Source organism: Streptococcus sp. KHUD_016 (genome assembly GCF_051106465.1).
Classification (GTDB): domain Bacteria; phylum Bacillota; class Bacilli; order Lactobacillales; family Streptococcaceae; genus Streptococcus.
On the sequence record NZ_CP193663.1, the window covers coordinates 672,997 to 690,053 of the forward strand.

At 42.0% G+C, this 17,057-nt stretch carries 21 protein-coding genes and 1 other RNA gene; 15 read left to right on the forward strand and 7 right to left on the reverse strand.

What is annotated here, in order from left to right; translation table 11 throughout:
* Positions 1–35: 35 nt before the first annotated feature.
* Positions 36–293, forward strand: coding sequence for a DUF896 family protein (locus ACORHV_RS03020; protein ID WP_000371290.1), 258 nt, complete (start codon positions 36–38; stop codon positions 291–293).
* An 82-nt stretch (positions 294–375) separates the two neighbouring features.
* Here ACORHV_RS03020 and ACORHV_RS03025 read toward each other — a convergent pair whose 3' ends face one another.
* Genes ACORHV_RS03025 through ACORHV_RS03035 form a run of 3 tightly spaced genes read right to left on the reverse strand, consistent with a single transcriptional unit; the run spans position 376 to position 3,191 of the window.
* A complete protein-coding gene (locus ACORHV_RS03025) occupies positions 376–1,620 on the reverse strand; it encodes an NAD(P)H-dependent oxidoreductase (protein ID WP_000673672.1) in 1,245 nt (414 codons plus the stop codon).
* Between the two features lie 17 nt (positions 1,621–1,637).
* The gene (locus ACORHV_RS03030) at positions 1,638–2,243 is read right to left on the reverse strand and encodes an NADPH-dependent FMN reductase (RefSeq protein ID WP_000915931.1); all 606 of its coding nucleotides are present in this window, start codon (positions 2,241–2,243) and stop codon (positions 1,638–1,640) included.
* An 18-nt stretch (positions 2,244–2,261) separates the two neighbouring features.
* Positions 2,262–3,191 (reverse strand): FAD:protein FMN transferase, encoded by a 930-nt coding sequence (locus ACORHV_RS03035; protein WP_025171822.1) that lies wholly within the window; start codon positions 3,189–3,191, stop codon positions 2,262–2,264.
* Positions 3,192–3,498: 307 nt separating this feature from the next.
* Here ACORHV_RS03035 and nox point away from each other — a divergent pair, with 307 nt between their 5' ends.
* From nox to pdxT, 3 genes are all read left to right on the forward strand, one after another.
* The gene (nox, locus tag ACORHV_RS03040; RefSeq protein ID WP_000036762.1) at positions 3,499–4,878 is read left to right on the forward strand and encodes a H2O-forming NADH oxidase; all 1,380 of its coding nucleotides are present in this window, start codon (positions 3,499–3,501) and stop codon (positions 4,876–4,878) included.
* Between the two features lie 302 nt (positions 4,879–5,180).
* Complete coding sequence (pdxS, locus tag ACORHV_RS03045; protein WP_000138527.1) at positions 5,181–6,056, forward strand: pyridoxal 5'-phosphate synthase lyase subunit PdxS; 876 nt, start codon at positions 5,181–5,183, stop codon at positions 6,054–6,056.
* On the forward strand, positions 6,057–6,638 hold the full coding sequence (gene pdxT / locus ACORHV_RS03050) for a pyridoxal 5'-phosphate synthase glutaminase subunit PdxT (protein WP_000689966.1): 582 nt from the start codon (positions 6,057–6,059) through the stop codon (positions 6,636–6,638).
* A gap of 19 nt (positions 6,639–6,657) precedes the next feature.
* Here the strand turns inward: pdxT and trhA are convergent, their stop codons facing one another.
* Both trhA and ACORHV_RS03060 read right to left on the reverse strand, forming a co-directional pair.
* Positions 6,658–7,305 carry a PAQR family membrane homeostasis protein TrhA gene (gene trhA, locus ACORHV_RS03055; RefSeq protein ID WP_001097972.1) on the reverse strand — a complete coding sequence of 216 codons (648 nt, stop codon included), beginning with the start codon at positions 7,303–7,305 and terminating at the stop codon, positions 6,658–6,660.
* Positions 7,302–7,748, reverse strand: coding sequence for a DUF1836 domain-containing protein (locus tag ACORHV_RS03060; RefSeq protein WP_001084366.1), 447 nt, complete (start codon positions 7,746–7,748; stop codon positions 7,302–7,304). The genes trhA and ACORHV_RS03060 overlap by 4 nt, the downstream gene beginning before the upstream one ends.
* A 134-nt stretch (positions 7,749–7,882) precedes the next feature.
* On the opposite strand from ACORHV_RS03060, the gene ACORHV_RS03065 reads away from it, so the two are divergent.
* The 7 genes from ACORHV_RS03065 to trxB all read left to right on the forward strand — a co-directional run bounded on the left by ACORHV_RS03065 (position 7,883) and on the right by trxB (position 12,237).
* A complete protein-coding gene (locus ACORHV_RS03065; RefSeq protein WP_434398767.1) occupies positions 7,883–8,377 on the forward strand; it encodes a GNAT family N-acetyltransferase in 495 nt (164 codons plus the stop codon).
* Complete coding sequence (locus ACORHV_RS03070; RefSeq protein WP_434398769.1) at positions 8,374–8,889, forward strand: methylated-DNA--[protein]-cysteine S-methyltransferase; 516 nt, start codon at positions 8,374–8,376, stop codon at positions 8,887–8,889. Before ACORHV_RS03065 ends, ACORHV_RS03070 begins: the two co-directional genes overlap by 4 nt.
* A 12-nt stretch (positions 8,890–8,901) precedes the next feature.
* Complete coding sequence (locus ACORHV_RS03075; RefSeq protein ID WP_007521452.1) at positions 8,902–9,258, forward strand: arsenate reductase family protein; 357 nt, start codon at positions 8,902–8,904, stop codon at positions 9,256–9,258.
* A 156-nt stretch (positions 9,259–9,414) separates the two neighbouring features.
* The gene (locus ACORHV_RS03080) at positions 9,415–10,215 is read left to right on the forward strand and encodes an amino acid ABC transporter permease (protein ID WP_000219166.1); all 801 of its coding nucleotides are present in this window, start codon (positions 9,415–9,417) and stop codon (positions 10,213–10,215) included.
* Positions 10,215–10,958: an amino acid ABC transporter ATP-binding protein gene (locus ACORHV_RS03085; RefSeq protein ID WP_000590995.1), complete on the forward strand. Its 744-nt coding sequence runs from the start codon at positions 10,215–10,217 to the stop codon at positions 10,956–10,958. Before ACORHV_RS03080 ends, ACORHV_RS03085 begins: the two co-directional genes overlap by 1 nt.
* A gap of 77 nt (positions 10,959–11,035) precedes the next feature.
* Positions 11,036–11,260, forward strand: coding sequence for a DUF4059 family protein (locus ACORHV_RS03090; RefSeq protein WP_000924294.1), 225 nt, complete (start codon positions 11,036–11,038; stop codon positions 11,258–11,260).
* Between the two features lie 65 nt (positions 11,261–11,325).
* Entirely contained in the window at positions 11,326–12,237 is a 912-nt protein-coding gene (trxB, locus tag ACORHV_RS03095; protein ID WP_000272343.1) for a thioredoxin-disulfide reductase, read from the forward strand.
* Between the two features lie 36 nt (positions 12,238–12,273).
* Here trxB and rlmB read toward each other — a convergent pair whose 3' ends face one another.
* Positions 12,274–13,002: a 23S rRNA (guanosine(2251)-2'-O)-methyltransferase RlmB gene (rlmB, locus tag ACORHV_RS03100; RefSeq protein WP_000855737.1), complete on the reverse strand. Its 729-nt coding sequence runs from the start codon at positions 13,000–13,002 to the stop codon at positions 12,274–12,276.
* 44 nt (positions 13,003–13,046) lie between these two features.
* Positions 13,047–13,658, reverse strand: a complete 612-nt coding sequence (gene def, locus ACORHV_RS03105; RefSeq protein WP_001272959.1) for a peptide deformylase — start codon at positions 13,656–13,658, stop codon at positions 13,047–13,049.
* A 155-nt stretch (positions 13,659–13,813) separates the two neighbouring features.
* On the opposite strand from def, the gene ACORHV_RS03110 reads away from it, so the two are divergent.
* The 4 genes from ACORHV_RS03110 to ssrA all read left to right on the forward strand — a co-directional run bounded on the left by ACORHV_RS03110 (position 13,814) and on the right by ssrA (position 17,027).
* Complete coding sequence (locus tag ACORHV_RS03110; protein ID WP_434398774.1) at positions 13,814–15,133, forward strand: CapA family protein; 1,320 nt, start codon at positions 13,814–13,816, stop codon at positions 15,131–15,133.
* Between the two features lie 23 nt (positions 15,134–15,156).
* On the forward strand, positions 15,157–15,984 hold the full coding sequence (locus ACORHV_RS03115; protein ID WP_000152922.1) for a Cof-type HAD-IIB family hydrolase: 828 nt from the start codon (positions 15,157–15,159) through the stop codon (positions 15,982–15,984).
* 1 nt (position 15,985) lies between these two features.
* A complete protein-coding gene (locus ACORHV_RS03120; RefSeq protein WP_000290638.1) occupies positions 15,986–16,621 on the forward strand; it encodes an SGNH/GDSL hydrolase family protein in 636 nt (211 codons plus the stop codon).
* Positions 16,622–16,679: 58 nt separating this feature from the next.
* Positions 16,680–17,027: a transfer-messenger RNA gene (gene ssrA / locus ACORHV_RS03125) on the forward strand.
* Positions 17,028–17,057: the final 30 nt, after the last annotated feature.

Sequence of the window (17,057 nt, forward strand, 5' to 3'; positions counted from 1 at the left end):
TCAAACGGACTGTATCTTATCACAAAGGAGAGGAAATGGATCCGAAAAAAATCGCTCGTATCAATGAGCTTGCCAAAAAGAAAAAAACAGAAGGCTTAACTTCTGCTGAAAAAGTGGAACAAGCTAAACTTCGTGAGGAGTACATCGAAGGCTATCGTCGATCTGTTCGTCACCACATCGAGGGAATCAAAATTGTGGACGAGGAAGGCAATGACGTCACACCAGAAAAACTACGTCAGGTACAACGTGAAAAAGGTTTGCACGGCCGTAGTATAGATGATCCTAACTCATAAAATGAAAGGGGGTGTAGATGATTTACATTCCCCTTTTCTGTTGTAATAAAAAAGAAGGAGCCAAATGGCTCCTTTTGGTTTCTTAGTTGCTTGCACCAGAAGTAGCGTCAGCGTCACCACCGTGGCCTCCAGCATCACCTGAATCAGAAGCGCCGGAAGTAGCATCGGCGTCTCCATGACCTCCAGCAGCAGGAGCAAATGGTCCGCTACCACCTACCAAACGTTGACCAGTCTCTTTTAGGTACCAGTCAAGCCATGGTTGGAAGTTAAAGACGATTTCATTGATACCAGCGTATGATCCATCAGGATAGTACATTGCTTGGTAGTTGTGTGTGTTGATGACACCTGCAGGAGAACCTGGAACGATCGTACGGACGTATTCTTGGTTTCCGTTGCGAAGTGTTCCGATAACCCACTCTACGTTCTTCATACGTGCTGGTGGAAGAGAACCATGAACAGTCGACATACGGCTACCTGATTGAGGTGGTACACGTTTAGCAAACATGGTGTCTGGATCTTGGTGAGCGTTGTTGTAGTATAGGAATTGGTTGTTGTCGTCAGCGTATGTCAATTCAAATGGCATAGCTTTCAAGAACATATCAATTTGATTAACTGTCAAGATACCGTGGTCCAATTTGACATAGGTATCACCAGAAACAGCGCCAGTGATTGCTGCAACTTTTTCTACCCATTCTGGATCGTCAGGATCAACTTCAGTAATGGTTGTAGCAATTGGTTTTCCACAATCCAAGTCTTCTGGTTCGATTGGTTTTGGTTTTTTCAATTTCGAAACGACTCCTACGTATTTTACAAAGTTATCTAAGCAAGTTTCAAGGAATTTAACAGTTCCTTCGTTGGTGATATTTCCGTTGTTATCAAAAGCTTCCTTAGCTTTACCAAGAAGGAATTCGTTACCTGGAAGCGTGTAGGCATTGACACCTGGAGCATCAAGGATTTTACGAAGGTGAACTTGGGCACGTGATGTTCCTTGGTCATAGTATGATGCACCCACAATCATAACAGGCTTGTTTTCAAATGGATGAACTTCGTATGAAAGCCATTCAAGTACAGATTTGAGAGAAGCTGAGATAGTGTGATTGTGCTCAGGAGTAGCGATAATGACACCATCAGCACGTGTAATCTTGTTATACAAGAAACGCAATTGGAAGCTTTCGTCCCATTTTTCGTCTTGGTTAAACATTGGAACTTCGTCGATTTCAAGTACTTCTAATTCAAATTTGAATTTGAAATTGCGACGGATAAATTCCAAGAGTTTGCGGTTATATGATTGATCGTAGTTTGATCCAACAAGTCCAACAAATTTCATTCTTTCGGTCTCCTATCTTACAAATTTTCCCAGTCAAATTCTTCTGCATCTTTGCGAAGCAATTCTTGTGCATTGCGCAATTTCTCAGTAATCTTCACGAAGATACGGAAGTCATCAAAGATGGCATCCAATTTCTTGATGACATCAAGGTCAACCAAGTCACCACTTGGGTTAAATGCTTGAAGAGAGTGTGAGAGCAAGAATTCATCTGGAAGAACATTTGCCTTGATTTCAGGAGCGTTCAAGATTTGACGAAGTTGCAATTGGGCACGAGATGAACCAAGTGTACCGTAAGAAGCACCAGTGATCATGATTGGTTTGTTCAAAAGTGGGTAGATACCGTAAGATAGCCAAGCAAGAGCGCTCATCAATACCGCAGGGATAGAGTGGTCGTACTCAGGAGTACCGATGATGACACCATCGGATGCTTCAATTTTAGCTGCAATTTCAAGAATGTCAGCAGGAAGTTGCTTATCTGCTGGTTTGTTGAAAACAGGGATATCCTTGATTTCAACGAGTTCAATTTCAGCTTTATCAGCAAAGTGTTTTTGCATGTATTGGAGCAATTGGCGGTTTGTAGAACGTTTAGAGTTCGTTCCAACAATGGCAATAAGTTTTAGCATGAGATTTCCTTTCTCTTTTTACATAATACAATTTTGAAGGCCTGAAGAACAAGCAAGGCGTCCTTCTTTGTCGATGAGGATGGCTTCAATACCATCTATACTTTCGACTTGCCAGAGGATAGAAGCGCTTCGCTCTCCGAAAAGGCGTGTTGTCCATATCTCACCATCAACGGATTTATCAGAGATAATCGTTAGGCTAGCGAGATCGGTTTCGACAGGGAATCCTGTCTTACTATCAAAGATATGGTGATAGTCTTTTCCATCTACTGTCAGGTGGCGTTCATAGATACCTGAAGTGACAACGGATTTGTTAGAAGCAGGAATGGTTAGGAGATGATTGCCACGAGGATTTCGCGGATCTTGAATCCCAATCTGCCAGGCTTTCCCTTCTTTGGCTTGGTTATTCCCGATGGTGAGGATATTTCCTCCGAGATTGATCAAGGCAGAGGTGACACCGTGTGCTTTTAAATACTGGGCAACCTTATCTGCACTATAGCCCTTAGCTAAACAACCTAAATCAAGCTTCATTCCTTTCTTCTCTAAAAAGACAGTAGAGCTAGTCGGATCCAACTTGATAAAATGCGGGTCAACTAGTGGCAAGACAGCTTCGATTTCTTTAGAGTCTGGAAGCCGTGCATCTGCAAATCCGATTCGCCAGGTTTGAATCAAGGGACCAATACTGATATTTAGATGGCTAGACGGAGCTAGGCTATGCTCCAGTCCAAGAGCAATCAGTTCAAACAGGTCAGGATGAACCTTAACAGGTGCGATTCCAGCTTGGTAGTTGATTTCCATCAGTTCGGATTCTTGACTGTTGGCGTTAAAGCGGTATTCGAGTTCCTTGAGCAAATCAAAGGCTCCTTGAAGTAGGCAATCAGCCTGTTCACCTACTAATGAAATCGTAATCGTTGTTCCCATTAGCCGTTCAGAACGTGAATGAAGAGGCAAGCTACCAGCTCCTTTCTCTTTATAGGAAATCATTCAATATAAGGTCGTTAAAGAAAAATTAAACCCCTTACATTTTCTTTCCATGTATCTAGCATATCATAAAGTCAGCGTTTTCACAAATGAATTTTGACAAAAAGTCAAGAAATATGCTCAAAACTAATATGAAAGCGATAGAAAAATTGGATTTATCAATGTTAAGTGTATTTTTTTCTGAAAAAAAGAGAATTCTGAGCAAATATCTTGTAAACGCTAACAGTAAATGATATACTAGAAAGGTAAATCAAAAATTAAAGGTAGGAATTTTTCTATGAGTAAAATCGTTGTAGTTGGTGCTAACCACGCTGGTACAGCTTGTATTAATACGATGTTGGACAACTTCGGACATGAGAACGAAATCGTAGTATTTGACCAAAACTCAAATATTTCATTCCTTGGTTGTGGAATGGCGCTTTGGATCGGGGAACAAATTGATGGCCCAGAAGGTCTCTTCTACTCTGATAAAGAAAAATTGGAAGCAAAAGGTGCTAAAGTTTACATGAACTCACCAGTTCTTTCAATTGACTACGATAACAAAGTTGTGACTGCAGAAGTTGAAGGTAAAGAACACAAAGAGTCTTATGATAAATTGATCTTTGCAACTGGTTCAACTCCAATCTTGCCTCCAATCGAAGGTGTTGAAATCGTTAAGGGTAACCGCGAATTCAAAGCGACTCTTGAAAATGTACAATTTGTTAAATTGTACCAAAACGCTGAAGAAGTTATTGAAAAACTTGAAGACAAGAGCAAACACCTTGAGCGCATTGCCGTTGTTGGTGGTGGTTACATCGGTGTAGAACTTGCTGAAGCTTTCGAGCGTCTTGGAAAAGAAGTAGTGCTTGTAGATATTGTAGACACTGTCTTGAACGGCTACTATGACAAAGACTTTACTCAAATGATGGCGAAGAACTTGGAAGACCACAACATTCGCTTGGCTCTTGGTCAAACAGTTAAAGCCATCCAAGGTGATGGAAAAGTTGAACGCTTGGTAACAGACAAAGAAACATTTGATGTGGATATGGTGGTTCTTGCTGTTGGCTTCCGTCCAAACACAGCTCTTGCTGACGGTAAGATTGAACTCTTCCGTAACGGTGCTTTCCTTGTAGATAAGAAACAAGAAACATCTATCCCAGGTGTATACGCTGTTGGTGACTGTGCAACTGTTTATGACAATGCTCGTAAAGATACAAGCTACATCGCTCTTGCATCTAATGCTGTACGTACTGGTATCGTTGGTGCTTATAACGCTTGTGGTCATGAATTGGAAGGAATCGGAGTTCAAGGATCAAACGGTATTTCTATCTACGGTCTTCACATGGTTTCGACTGGTTTGACTCTTGAAAAAGCCAAGGCTGCAGGCTATAATGCAACTGAAACTGGCTTTAACGATCTTCAAAAACCAGAATTTATCAAACATGACAACCACGAAGTTGCCATCAAGATTGTCTTTGACAAAGACAGCCGCGAAATCCTTGGTGCGCAAATGGTTTCACACGATTCTGCTATCAGCATGGGAATCCACATGTTCTCACTTGCTATCCAAGAGCATGTAACCATTGATAAATTGGCTTTGACAGACCTATTCTTCTTGCCACATTTCAACAAACCATACAATTACATCACAATGGCTGCACTTACAGCTGAAAAATAACAATAGCTGAGCTATCTGGCCTTAAGTTAAGGTCAGATAGTTTTTTAGTTATACTCTTCGAAAATCTCTTCAAACCACGTCAGCTTCGCCTTACCGTATATATGTTACTGACTTCGTCAGTTCTATCTACAACCTCAAAGCAGTGCTTTGAGCAACCTGCGGCTAGCTTCCTAGTTTGCTCTTTGATTTTCATTGAGTGTCAATCTGTACCCACACAATTATCCTTTTTCTATCTTGTACTTCATTCTAATCTGGCTTAAAATGAAATGGTAGCTACCAATACAAATGATGAGGATTAAGAAATGACTGAAAATCGTTATGAACTAAATAAAAACTTGGCACAGATGCTCAAAGGTGGGGTTATCATGGACGTTCAGAACCCTGAACAGGCTCGTATCGCAGAGGCTGCTGGTGCGGCAGCTGTTATGGCCTTGGAGCGAATTCCAGCTGATATTCGTGCAGCTGGTGGGGTTTCCCGTATGAGTGATCCAAAGATGATTAAGGAAATCCAAGAAGCGGTCAGCATTCCAGTGATGGCCAAGGTTAGAATTGGGCATTTTGTTGAAGCTCAGATTTTAGAGGCTATTGAGATTGACTATATCGATGAGAGTGAAGTGCTGTCTCCAGCAGACGACCGTTTCCATGTGGACAAGAAGGAATTCCAAGTTCCTTTTGTCTGTGGAGCTAAGGACTTGGGTGAAGCCTTGCGTCGTATCGCTGAAGGAGCTTCCATGATTCGGACAAAAGGAGAACCGGGTACAGGAGACATCGTTCAAGCCGTTCGTCATATGCGCATGATGAATCAAGAAATACGCCGTATTCAAAATCTACGCGAAGATGAACTCTATGTCGCAGCAAAAGAACTCCAGGTTCCTGTTGAATTGGTCCAATACGTTCATGAACATGGAAAATTGCCAGTTGTAAACTTCGCAGCTGGAGGTGTGGCAACGCCAGCAGATGCTGCGCTGATGATGCAACTGGGGGCAGAGGGTGTTTTTGTTGGTTCAGGTATTTTCAAGTCAGGAGATCCTGTTAAACGAGCAAGTGCTATTGTTAAGGCCGTAACCAACTACAAAAATCCTCAAATTCTAGCTCAAATCTCTGAAGATCTAGGGGAAGCCATGGTTGGTATCAATGAGAATGAAATCAAAATTCTTATGGCAGAGCGAGGAAAATAGATGAAAATCGGAATATTAGCCCTGCAGGGTGCCTTTGAAGAACATGCTAAAGTGCTAGAAAAGTTAGGTGTTGTTAGTGTTGAAATCAGAAATTTAGACGATTTTCAACAGCATCAGAGTGACTTGGTGGGTTTGATATTACCTGGCGGTGAGTCTACAACCATGGGCAAGCTCTTGCGTGACCAACAGATGTTGCTTCCCATCCGAGAAGCTATTTTATCTGGCCTTCCAGTTTTTGGTACTTGCGCAGGCTTGATTTTGCTGGCTAAGGAAATCACTTCTCAGGAAGAAAGTCATCTAGCGACTATGGACATAGTAGCTGAGCGCAATGCCTATGGGCGGCAACTAGGAAGTTTTTATACAGAGGCAGAATGTAAGGGAGTCGGTCAGATTTTCATGACCTTTATCCGTGGTCCGATTATCAGCAGTGTTGGAGAGGGTGTGGAAGTTTTAGCAACAGTTGATGATCAAATCGTTGCAGCCCAAGAAAAAAATATGCTGGTAACTTCTTTTCATCCAGAATTGACAGATGATGCTCGCTTGCACCAGTATTTTATCAATATGTGTAAAGAAAAAAGTTGAGAAAAGATTCTCAACTTTTTTACATGTAATAAACAATGGCGATGTATTGGAGTGCAGACGCCGCTAGGATAAAGAGATGCCAAATCATGTGGAAATAAGGTTTTTTCTTAGCGTAAAATCCAGCTCCAACTGTATAACAGAGCCCACCAGTTACCATGAGACTCCAGAAAATTGGCGTTGTTTGACTGATAATGGCAGGAATGATAGCCAGAACCAACCAGCCCATAATCAGGTAAAGGGCAAGGCTGAATTTCTCATTGACCTTTTTAGCAAAGATTTTATAGAGGATGCCAAAGATGGTCGTTCCCCACTGAATAGCAATGATCAGATAGCCAAACCAGTTATTCATCAAAGTCAATACGACCGGCGTATAAGAGCCAGCGATAGCCACATAAATCATAGAATGATCGATGATTCGCAAGACGTATTTATGGGTCGAACCGTAGGCCATAGAGTGGTAAATGGTTGATGAGAGGAACATGAGAAAGAGACTGATAACAAAGATAGAAACGCCAAAAGATGATAAAAATCCGTGTGCTTCATAACTATAGGTGGATGAAATAGGGAGCAAGATGAGCATGATAACGGCACCCACAGCATGGGTCACACTATTAGCAATTTCCTCTCCGAAACTGAGCTTTTTACTGAGTTTTAGACTGGTATTCATTGGATTTCCTCCTCTTCTTTGATAAGGATTAAGTCTAGAGTTTGATGATAGAGTTTAACCGTTTGACAGCTAGTTTGGATAATAGGATTTTCTGGATCAATCCCATGGTTCATGTAGTCCACAAAAGCGTCGTAGAGCTGGTCTGAGCTCGCTTGAGTTTGTAGAGTATTGAGGGTCTGAGCGATTTCTTGGATCGAAAAGACAGACTTGAGAGTGGTGATGGCAATTAAACGGGCAATCTGTTTGCGTTGGTATTTTTTCTTGTCTGGCTTTGTCAGGTAACCATGTTTGACATAGTTATTGACCATGGATGCTGTTAGTCCCTTGTCTTTATCTGGAGAGATAGGGGCACAGACTTGATTGACATAAAGCAAAACCTGATCCAGATAGAGGTCAATATTTGGAATGTCTTCCCATTTTGGGTAGGAAAAGATAGAATTCATTTCCAACTCCTTTTTATCTAGTTTCAATAACTAGATTATAAAATAATAAAAAACAAAAGTCAAGTTTCAACTGCTTGTAGAAAGCTTTAAATTATGCTATGATGAGAGAAACTAGTTAGAAATGAGGGGAAGAGATGGAGATTCGTTTAGCTTTTCCAAACGAAGTAGATGCGATTATGCAGGTGATGGAGGATGCTAAAAAGTGCTTAGCTGAGTCTAGTAGCGACCAGTGGCAAAATGGCTATCCAAATGCAGATATCATTATTGATGATATCATCTCTGGTCAAGCTTATGTGGCATTGGGAGAGGAAGAACTGTTAGCCTATGCTGCTGTGACCAAGAGTCCAGAGAAATACTATGAAGCCATTTATGAAGGGAGTTGGCAGGGGGGAGAATCAGAATATCTGGTCTTTCACCGTATCGCTGTGGCAGCAGATGTCCAAGGACAAGGTGTTGCTCAGACTTTCCTAGAAGGCTTGATTGAAGGTTTTGATTATCTAGATTTTCGTTCAGATACGCATGCACAAAACAAGGCCATGCAGCATATCTTTGAAAAGCTAGGCTTCCAACAGGTTGGTAAGGTTCCAGTTGATGGGGAACGTTTGGCCTATCAGAAATTAAAAAAATGAAGCAGAAAAAGTACGCAAAAATGCTCTACCCGTCGCCAATTGGAACCTTATCCTTAATTGCTGACAAGCAATATCTGTATGGAATTTGGGTACAGGACCAAACTCATTTTGAGAGGGGAATCGCTGGAGATAGTATAGAAGTAGTTAAGAAACATCCCGTCCTAGACCAGGTTATTTCCTATTTAGATACCTATTTCGAAGGCAGTGTTCAGAATCTATCTGACTTACCTTTGGCTCCTATTGGAACAGATTTTGAAAAGCGAGTCTGGACTTACTTACAGGCCATTCCTTATGGTCAGACAGTGACTTATGGACAAATAGCGAAAGACTTGCAAGTAGCTTCTGCTCAAGCGATTGGCGGAGCAGTGGGGCGTAATCCTTGGTCCATACTAGTACCCTGTCATCGTGTGCTGGGGTCAGGCAATCGTCTGACAGGATATGCATCTGGAGTCGAAAAGAAAGCCTGGCTCTTGCAACATGAAGGTGTAGCATTTCAAGAAAATAAAAAATAGAAAGAAAAGAAGATGTTAGAATTTATCGAATACCCAAAGTGTTCAACTTGTAAGAAAGCAAAAAATGAATTAGATCAACTTGGACTGGAATACCAAGATGTCCACATCGTAGAAGAAACACCAAGTGAAGACGTGATTTTAAACTGGTTGGAAACTTCCGGTTTTGAAGTGAAACAATTTTTCAATACCAGCGGGATCAAATATCGTGAACTGGGCTTGAAAGATAAGGTGGGAAGTTTGTCAAAACAAGAAGCAGCCAAGCTTCTAGCGAGTGATGGTATGTTATTGAAACGTCCAATTTTGGTGGAGAATGGTGCTGTTAAACAAATCGGCTATAGAAAAACCTATGAGGACTTAGGTTTGAGATAGTTTTTATTTATCTCCTTGATAGGTAAAATATATAGCCTCCCTGTTTTAAAGTGTGATAAACTAGAAGATAGACAAAGTCTGAGTAGCCCGTAGCAAATAATTTGCTTGCGAGCAGAAGTATGATAGAATGAATCATTATCAGGAGAGGATGTTTTTATGACTGTTACAACATTTTTAGCATCAGATTGGTACCAAAGTTTGATGCAACTCATTCCGGATGGTAAGCTCTTTAGTTTGCGTTCGGTCTTTGATGGAATTCCAAGGATTGTCCAACAACTGCCTACAACCTTGATGTTGACGCTTGGAGGTGCACTCTTTGGTTTGCTACTTGCCCTGATTTTTGCCATTGTTAAGATCAATCGTGTTAAGATTCTATATCCCTTGCAGGCTTTTTTCGTCAGCTTCTTAAAAGGTACCCCAATCCTAGTCCAACTTATGTTGACCTACTACGGAATACCTTTAGCGCTGAAAGCTATCAACCAACAATGGGGAACTGGTCTCAATATCAATGCGATTCCAGCAGCGCTTTTTGCGATTGTGGCCTTTGCTTTTAATGAGGCGGCTTATGCAAGTGAAACGATTCGTGCAGCTATTCTTTCTGTTAATCCAGGTGAAATTGAGGCGGCGCGTAGTTTGGGTATGACGCGAGCTCAAGTTTATCGTCGCGTGATTATTCCTAATGCGGCCGTTGTGGCGACTCCAACCTTGATTAATTCCCTAATCGGTTTGACCAAAGGAACTTCTCTAGCCTTTAGCGCAGGTGTTGTGGAGGTTTTTGCCCAGGCTCAAATTTTGGGTGGAGCTGATTACCGCTATTTTGAGCGCTTTATCTCTGTTGCTCTCGTTTACTGGGTGGTCAATATCGGAATTGAAAGCCTCGGCCGTTTCATCGAGAGAAAAATGGCTATCTCAGCGCCGGATACAGTATCTACAGATGTGAAAGGAGACCTTCGTTAATGATTAAGATTTCGAATTTAAGCAAATCCTTTTCAGGACAGACAGTCTTGAATCATCTGAACTTGGATATTCAAAAAGGTGAGGTAGTGGCTTTGATTGGTTCATCTGGAGCTGGGAAATCAACCTTTCTTCGTAGTTTGAATTACCTTGAAACTCCAGATAGTGGAACGATTCAGATTGACAATTTTAAAGTTGATTTTTCTAAGATTAGCCAAGAAGAGATCCTAACCCTTCGTCGCAAGTTGTCTATGGTTTTCCAACAGTTTAATTTGTTTGAACGCCGAACAGCTCTTGACAATGTCAGGGAAGGTTTGGTTGTCGTTAAAAAATTATCGGACGAGGAAGCAACAAAAATCGCCAAGGAAGAGTTGGCCAAGGTTGGTCTTTCTGACCGTGAAAACCATTACCCTCGCCACTTATCAGGTGGACAAAAGCAACGGGTTGCCCTCGCGCGTGCGCTTGCTATGAAACCAGATGTCTTGCTCTTGGACGAACCAACGTCGGCACTCGACCCAGAATTGGTCGGTGAAGTAGAAAAGTCTATTGCAGATGCTGCCAAGTCAGGTCAGACCATGATTTTGGTCAGTCACGATATGTCTTTTGTAGCCCAAGTGGCAGACAAGGTTCTATTCCTAGATAAAGGGAAAATCATCGAGTCTGGTACACCGGATGAAATCATCAATCATCCGAAAGAAGAACGAACAAAAGAATTCTTCGCTAGTTACAAACGGACTTATATTTGATATAATAGAAAAAGGAAAACTCAGTTAGTTGGACTAGCTGAGTTTACTCTTTAAAAAAGATAGAAACGAGAGAGATCATGCTACTGCATCTATTTTCTTTGTATTTCGAGAGTTTGATCTTAACGACCATCCTTGTCGTGATTTTTCTGGGGATTTGGATCGGATTGAGAGCCATGTCTGGTGTGGACAAGACAGCCAAAGCTCGCCAAGCTCATCTCTATGATATGATTATGATTGGAGTTTTGGTCGTTCCGGTATTATCCTTTGCCGTCATGAGTTTGCTCTTGGTTTTCAAGGCATAATCCTTGCGTGACTAGCAAGAATGAGTTAGAATAAAGATAGTTACAACAAGAAAGAAGGAATAGAAATGTACGATACGATTATTGTCGGTGCTGGACCTGCGGGAATGACCGCTGCCTTATATGCTGCTCGAAGCAATCTGAAAGTGGCTTTGATTGAAGGTGGTCTGCCAGGAGGGCAAATGAATAACACATCTGATATTGAAAACTATCCAGGTTATGCTAATATCAGTGGACCTGAATTGGCTGAAAAGATGTTTGAACCACTTGAAAACCTTGGAGTGGAGCATCTTTATGGCTATGTTGAAAACATTGAAGACAAGGGTGACTTTAAGAAGGTAATCACTGATGATCAAGTTTACGAAACCCGTACTGTCATTGTAGCAACTGGTTCTAAACACCGTCTTTTGGGAGTTACCGGAGAAGAAGAACTGAACAGTCGAGGTGTTTCTTACTGTGCGGTCTGTGATGGAGCTTTCTTCCGTGATCAAGACTTGCTCGTAGTTGGTGGTGGAGATTCAGCGGTAGAAGAAGCTCTCTTCTTGACTCGCTTTGCCAAGTCCGTCACTATTGTTCACCGTCGAGATGAACTTCGTGCCCAAAAGGTTTTGCAAGACCGTGCTTTTGCAAATGAGAAAGTCAACTTTATCTGGGATTCTGTTGTCAAGGAAATCAAAGGTGAAAACCGAGTAGAATCTGTCGTATTTGAAAATGTAAAAACGGGTCAAGTGACAGAGCAAGCCTTCGGTGGTGTCTTTATCTATGTTGGTTTGGATCCTGTTAGCGATTTTGTTAAAGAATTGAATATTCAAGACCAGGCAGGCTGGATTGTGACAGATAACCACATGAAAACTGGAGTTGACGGTATCTTTGCGGTTGGGGATGTTCGCCAGAAAGACCTTCGCCAAGTAACAACAGCAGTTGGAGATGGGGCTATCGCTGGTCAAGAAGCCTACAAATTTATTACAGAACATAGTTAAGAAAAAAGTTTCCAATCAAGTGATTGGAAACTTTTTTTATAGTCGGTTTCGGAAAACTTCGTACATGAGAATGGCTGCAGCGACACTGGCATTGAGACTTTGAACATGCCCATTCATGGGAATAGTAATCATTTCATCGACCTGTTTTTTGATGTTGCTGGAGATGCCTTTTCCTTCATTTCCGATGATGAGGGCGATTTTCCCTTTTGTATTCCACTTGTGGCAAGGGGTACCGTTCATATCCGTTCCAAAGGTCCAGAAGCCTTCAGCCTTGAGTTTGTCTAGGGTTTGACTGAGGTTGGTCACTCGGGCAATCGGTACATGCTCAATAGCACCTGTGGCCGTTTTGGCAACGACAGGAGTCACTCCGACAGCACGGTGCTTGGGAATAATGACACCTGAAACATTGGTCGCATCAGCAGTCCTTAAGATAGAACCTAAATTATGGGGGTCAGTTAACCCGTCCAGAATCAATAGCAAAGGATTTTCTTCTTGTCGTGTTTTGGAAAGGATGTGATCCAGATCGCTATAGGCAAATTCGGACACTCGTAGAACAAAACCTTGGTGGACAGCGCCTTCAGTCATCTCAGAGAGGGATTTTTTTGAAGTCCAAGAAATGGATACCTTCTTTTCTGTAGCCAGTTCCTTGACTTTCTCAACATTCTTACCTCGAAGATCTTCTTGGAGGTAAAGTTTATTTCCAGTGTTTGCAAGGAGGGCTTCAGTAACGGCATGGACGCCATAGACAATATCATTTGTTTTCATGCATCTATTATAACACAAAACCCCGTCTTGCAACGGGATTTTCTTTATTCCAGAATCAGTAAACCATCTTTAACAGCAAATGGATCTTTTTCATTGATACGATCGTAAAACATGATTCCGTTTAGATGATCAATTTCATGTTGGACAACGATAGAGTTGTAACCTTTGAGCTTGATTCGGTGTTTTTCGCCATCCTTGTCAAAGTAATCAACAGTGACACGGGCATGACGGACAACATAGCCTGGAACGTTTCGGTCAACAGAAAGGCAACCTTCTCCTTCGCCAAGAGCAGCGTCCTGAACAGAGTGAGAGACAATTTTTGGATTGTACATAACAGCTTGCAAATCGTAGGCTTCCTGAGGAGTTTCACCTTCTTCTACAATATTTGGGACCAAAACGGCGATAATGCGTTTTGAGATATCCAGCTGGGGAGCGGCCAATCCAACTCCACCGCGGAGTCCCATCTTTTCAGCCATAACAGGATCTTGGGAATGTTTGAGGAATTGCATCATCTTTTCACCAAGGATGATTTCCTGGTCAGACAGTGGGAAAGTAACTTCCTCAGCAACTGCGCGAAGTGTCGGATTCCCCTCGCGGATAATATCGTTCATATCAATTAAGTGAGCAGCTTTTGTAATACGTTCTATTGCAGACATTTTCTCTCCTTTCATTACCTCTACATGATAACACAAAATAGGCGAGAAAGAAAGTCGCAGAAGTTCCTAAAAAATAATATAATAAACGGTATTCCTCTTTTGTCTGTGGTATAATAAAAGAAAAGACTTGCACCAAAAGACAAGGGGGAATAAAGATGGAAAAGCGACAAGATAGATGGTCTCAGGGCTCTCTTTATGGGATGTGGAGAACTAGTGTGGATTTCTTTCAGAATTATAAATCCTGGACCAATGCCCAGTTTATTATTGTGTTATTGCTTGCAGTTGCCTTATCCATGGGGGGAAACTTATTAGTTCTAGCAGTACAAGGTAGTAAGGGAACAAGCCCTGGTAGCCAAACTCTTGATTCTGCTAGTACATCTGGTCAATCCAAGGAAGATCAGTCTGGTGAAACAACGGCACGTATCATGGCAAATGGTGACCTTCTTTATCATATCCCTATCTACCGAACAGCTCTTAAAGAAGATGGGACCTATGATTTCCATGAAAATTTTGAGTATGTAAAACCCTGGCTCAAACAAGCGGATTTGGTGATTGGTGACTTTGAAGGAACGGTGAACAAGGACCACTATTTGGCAGGTTATCCTCTCTTTAATGCACCAGGAGAAGTCATGGATGCGATCAAGGATGCAGGCTACCAAGTTCTAGACTTGGCTCATAATCATATTTTGGATTCTCAAATTGAGGGAGTGGTTTCAACGGCTCAAGCTATTGAAAAGGCTGGAATGACACCCATCGGAGTCTACACGCATGAATCCCGAGACCAAGCCCCTATAGTCATAAAGGAAGTCAATGGTATCAAGGTAGCTCTCCTAGCCTATTCTTACGGTTTTAATGGCATTGAGCAGTATATCTCTCAAGAGGACTATAATCGCTATCTTTCTGATTTGAATGAAGATAAGATGAAGGCAGAAATCGAGCGTGCAGAGAAGGAGGCGGATATTACTGTCATCATGCCTCAGATGGGAATTGAGTACCAGCTAGAACCAACGGAAGAACAGAAAACACTGTACCATAAGATGATTGACTGGGGAGCAGATATTATCTTTGGAGGGCATCCTCATGTCGTTGAACCTGCTGAAACGGTTAAAAAAGATGGTGACAAAAAACTGATCATCTATTCCATGGGGAATTTCCTCTCAAATCAACGCATTGAAACCATGCAAGATGAGGAAAATGCCAAGTGGACGGAGCGCGGTGTTCTCATGGATGTGACCATTAAGAAAAAAGATGGAAAGACAAGGATTGAAGCTGCCAAAGCGCATCCTACTTGGGTCAATCGAACACCCAAAGGGATTTACTCTCCAGAAGGCTATCCGCTTTTCCTCTATCAGACCTATATCCTAGAGGACTTCATCGAGGGAGGCAGTCATCGTGACAAGTTGGACGAGGCGACCAAGGAACGAATTGACACGGCCTATAAAGAAATGAATGAACATGTAGGGTTGAAGTGGTAGGTGCTCACCCTAAAGGAGATATGATGACGATTAAATTGATTGCAACAGACATGGATGGAACCTTGCTAGACCAGAGGGGGCAGCTGGATCTGCCCCGCTTGGAAAAGATTTTAGATCAGCTGGATCAAAGGGATATCCGTTTTGTCATTGCGACAGGGAATGAAGTTCACCGTATGAGGCAATTACTAGAACACTTGGCGAGTAGAGTAGTTCTAGTCGTTGCCAATGGGGCGCGTATTTTTGAAAACAATAAACTGATTCAAGCGCAGACCTGGGATGATGCTATGGTTGACAAGGCTTTAGTTCATTTTAAAGGGAGGGAGTGTCGAGATCAGTTCGTCGTTACCAGTATGAATGGGAGTTTTGTCAAGGAAGGAACGGTTTTTACAGACCTGGAAAAATTTATGACTCCAGAGATGATTGAAAAACTTTACCAAAGGACAAATTTTGTGGATGAGCTAAACTCAGACCTCTTTGGAGGAGTTCTAAAGATGAGCATGGTCGTTGGTGAAGAACGTTCTAGTTCAGTTTTGCAGGAAATCAATGACCTCTTTGATGGTCGTGTAAGGGCTGTTTCTAGCGGTTATGGCTGTATCGATATCCTGCAGGCTGGGGTTCACAAGGCTTGGGGATTGGAAGAATTACTCAAGCGCTGGGATTTGACATCAGAACAAATTATGGCTTTTGGTGATAGCGAAAATGATGTTGAGATGTTGGAGATGGCTGGAATCGCCTATGCTATGGAAAATGCTGATGATGAGGCCAAGGCAGTTGCAACTGCCCTAGCTCCAGCTAACAGCCAGGCGGGCGTTTATCAAGTTCTAGAGAATTGGTTAGAGAAAGAGGGATAGGGTGGCAGTACAGTTATTAGAGAATTGGCTCTTAAAGGAGCAGGAAAAAATTCAAACCAAGTATCGTGAATTGAATCAAGTATCTGTTCTAGAACCAGATATGATTTTTATCGGCGATTCGATTGTAGAATACTACCCTTTGCAAGAGTTACTCGGGACTACCAAGACGATTGTTAATCGTGGCATCCGAGGTTACCAGACGAGATTGTTATTAGAGAATTTGGATGCCCATCTTTATGGTGATGCTGTCGATCAAATTGTTCTCCTAATAGGAACAAATGATATTGGAAAAGATATTCCCATGAATGATGCTTTGGATAATCTTGAGCGTGTAATCCAATCGATTGCCCGAGATTATCCGCTGTCACAAATAAAGCTCCTTTCCATTTTGCCAGTCAATGAGGGAGAAGAATACAAGCAGACAGTTTATATCCGAACCAATGAAAAGATTAGAGAATGGAATCAAGCCTATGAGGCTCTAGCATCCGCCTATATGCAGGTAGATTTTGTGCCGATTTATGATAGTTTGGCAGATTCAGAAGGGCAACTTCAATCAGCCTATACAACGGATGGCCTCCATCTAAGTGTAGCCGGTTATCAAGCATTATCAGATGCTTTGAAAACGTATCTGTTCTAAAGAATTGGCTTGATTTTGCATTTTTTTTGAAGATAGGTTATAATAGTTCTAACATCCTGGGGTCGTTACGGATTCGACAGGCATTATGAGGCATATTTTGCAACCCGTGTGGCGACGTAAACGCTCAGTTAAATATAACTGCAAAAAATAACACTTCTTACGCTCTAGCTGCCTAAAAACCAGCAGGCGTGACCTGATTTGGATTGCTCGTGTTCAATGACAGGTCTTATGATTAGCGAGATACGATCAAGCCTTGTCTAGTGGTTTGATAAGAGATTAATAGACTCGCAGTTCCTAGGCTTGAGTTATGTGTCGAGGGACTGTTAAAACAATACATAACCTATGGTTGTAGACGAATATGTTAGCAGGTGTTTGGACGTGGGTTCGACTCCCACCGGCTCCATTATGAACAGGTATACAGTAGATTTTTTCCAAA

Excerpts from the sequence above, each read along its gene's own strand:
- ACORHV_RS03110 (WP_434398774.1), top strand. The coding sequence starts at position 13,814 with ATGGAAAAGCGACAAGATAGATGGTCTCAGGGCTCTCTTTATGGGATG.
- ACORHV_RS03065 (WP_434398767.1), top strand. The coding sequence starts at position 7,883 with ATGGAGATTCGTTTAGCTTTTCCAAACGAAGTAGATGCGATTATGCAG.
- def (WP_001272959.1), bottom strand. The coding sequence starts at position 13,658 with ATGTCTGCAATAGAACGTATTACAAAAGCTGCTCACTTAATTGATATG.
- nox (WP_000036762.1), top strand. The coding sequence starts at position 3,499 with ATGAGTAAAATCGTTGTAGTTGGTGCTAACCACGCTGGTACAGCTTGT.
- rlmB (WP_000855737.1), bottom strand. The coding sequence starts at position 13,002 with ATGAAAACAAATGATATTGTCTATGGCGTCCATGCCGTTACTGAAGCC.
- ACORHV_RS03060 (WP_001084366.1), bottom strand. The coding sequence starts at position 7,748 with ATGAATTCTATCTTTTCCTACCCAAAATGGGAAGACATTCCAAATATT.
- trhA (WP_001097972.1), bottom strand. The coding sequence starts at position 7,305 with ATGAATACCAGTCTAAAACTCAGTAAAAAGCTCAGTTTCGGAGAGGAA.
- ACORHV_RS03080 (WP_000219166.1), top strand. The coding sequence starts at position 9,415 with ATGACTGTTACAACATTTTTAGCATCAGATTGGTACCAAAGTTTGATG.
- ACORHV_RS03070 (WP_434398769.1), top strand. The coding sequence starts at position 8,374 with ATGAAGCAGAAAAAGTACGCAAAAATGCTCTACCCGTCGCCAATTGGA.
- ACORHV_RS03025 (WP_000673672.1), bottom strand. The coding sequence starts at position 1,620 with ATGAAATTTGTTGGACTTGTTGGATCAAACTACGATCAATCATATAAC.
- ACORHV_RS03020 (WP_000371290.1), top strand. The coding sequence starts at position 36 with ATGGATCCGAAAAAAATCGCTCGTATCAATGAGCTTGCCAAAAAGAAA.
- ACORHV_RS03085 (WP_000590995.1), top strand. The coding sequence starts at position 10,215 with ATGATTAAGATTTCGAATTTAAGCAAATCCTTTTCAGGACAGACAGTC.
- ACORHV_RS03115 (WP_000152922.1), top strand. The coding sequence starts at position 15,157 with ATGACGATTAAATTGATTGCAACAGACATGGATGGAACCTTGCTAGAC.
- ACORHV_RS03090 (WP_000924294.1), top strand. The coding sequence starts at position 11,036 with ATGCTACTGCATCTATTTTCTTTGTATTTCGAGAGTTTGATCTTAACG.
- ACORHV_RS03030 (WP_000915931.1), bottom strand. The coding sequence starts at position 2,243 with ATGCTAAAACTTATTGCCATTGTTGGAACGAACTCTAAACGTTCTACA.
- pdxT (WP_000689966.1), top strand. The coding sequence starts at position 6,057 with ATGAAAATCGGAATATTAGCCCTGCAGGGTGCCTTTGAAGAACATGCT.
- trxB (WP_000272343.1), top strand. The coding sequence starts at position 11,326 with ATGTACGATACGATTATTGTCGGTGCTGGACCTGCGGGAATGACCGCT.
- pdxS (WP_000138527.1), top strand. The coding sequence starts at position 5,181 with ATGACTGAAAATCGTTATGAACTAAATAAAAACTTGGCACAGATGCTC.
- ACORHV_RS03075 (WP_007521452.1), top strand. The coding sequence starts at position 8,902 with ATGTTAGAATTTATCGAATACCCAAAGTGTTCAACTTGTAAGAAAGCA.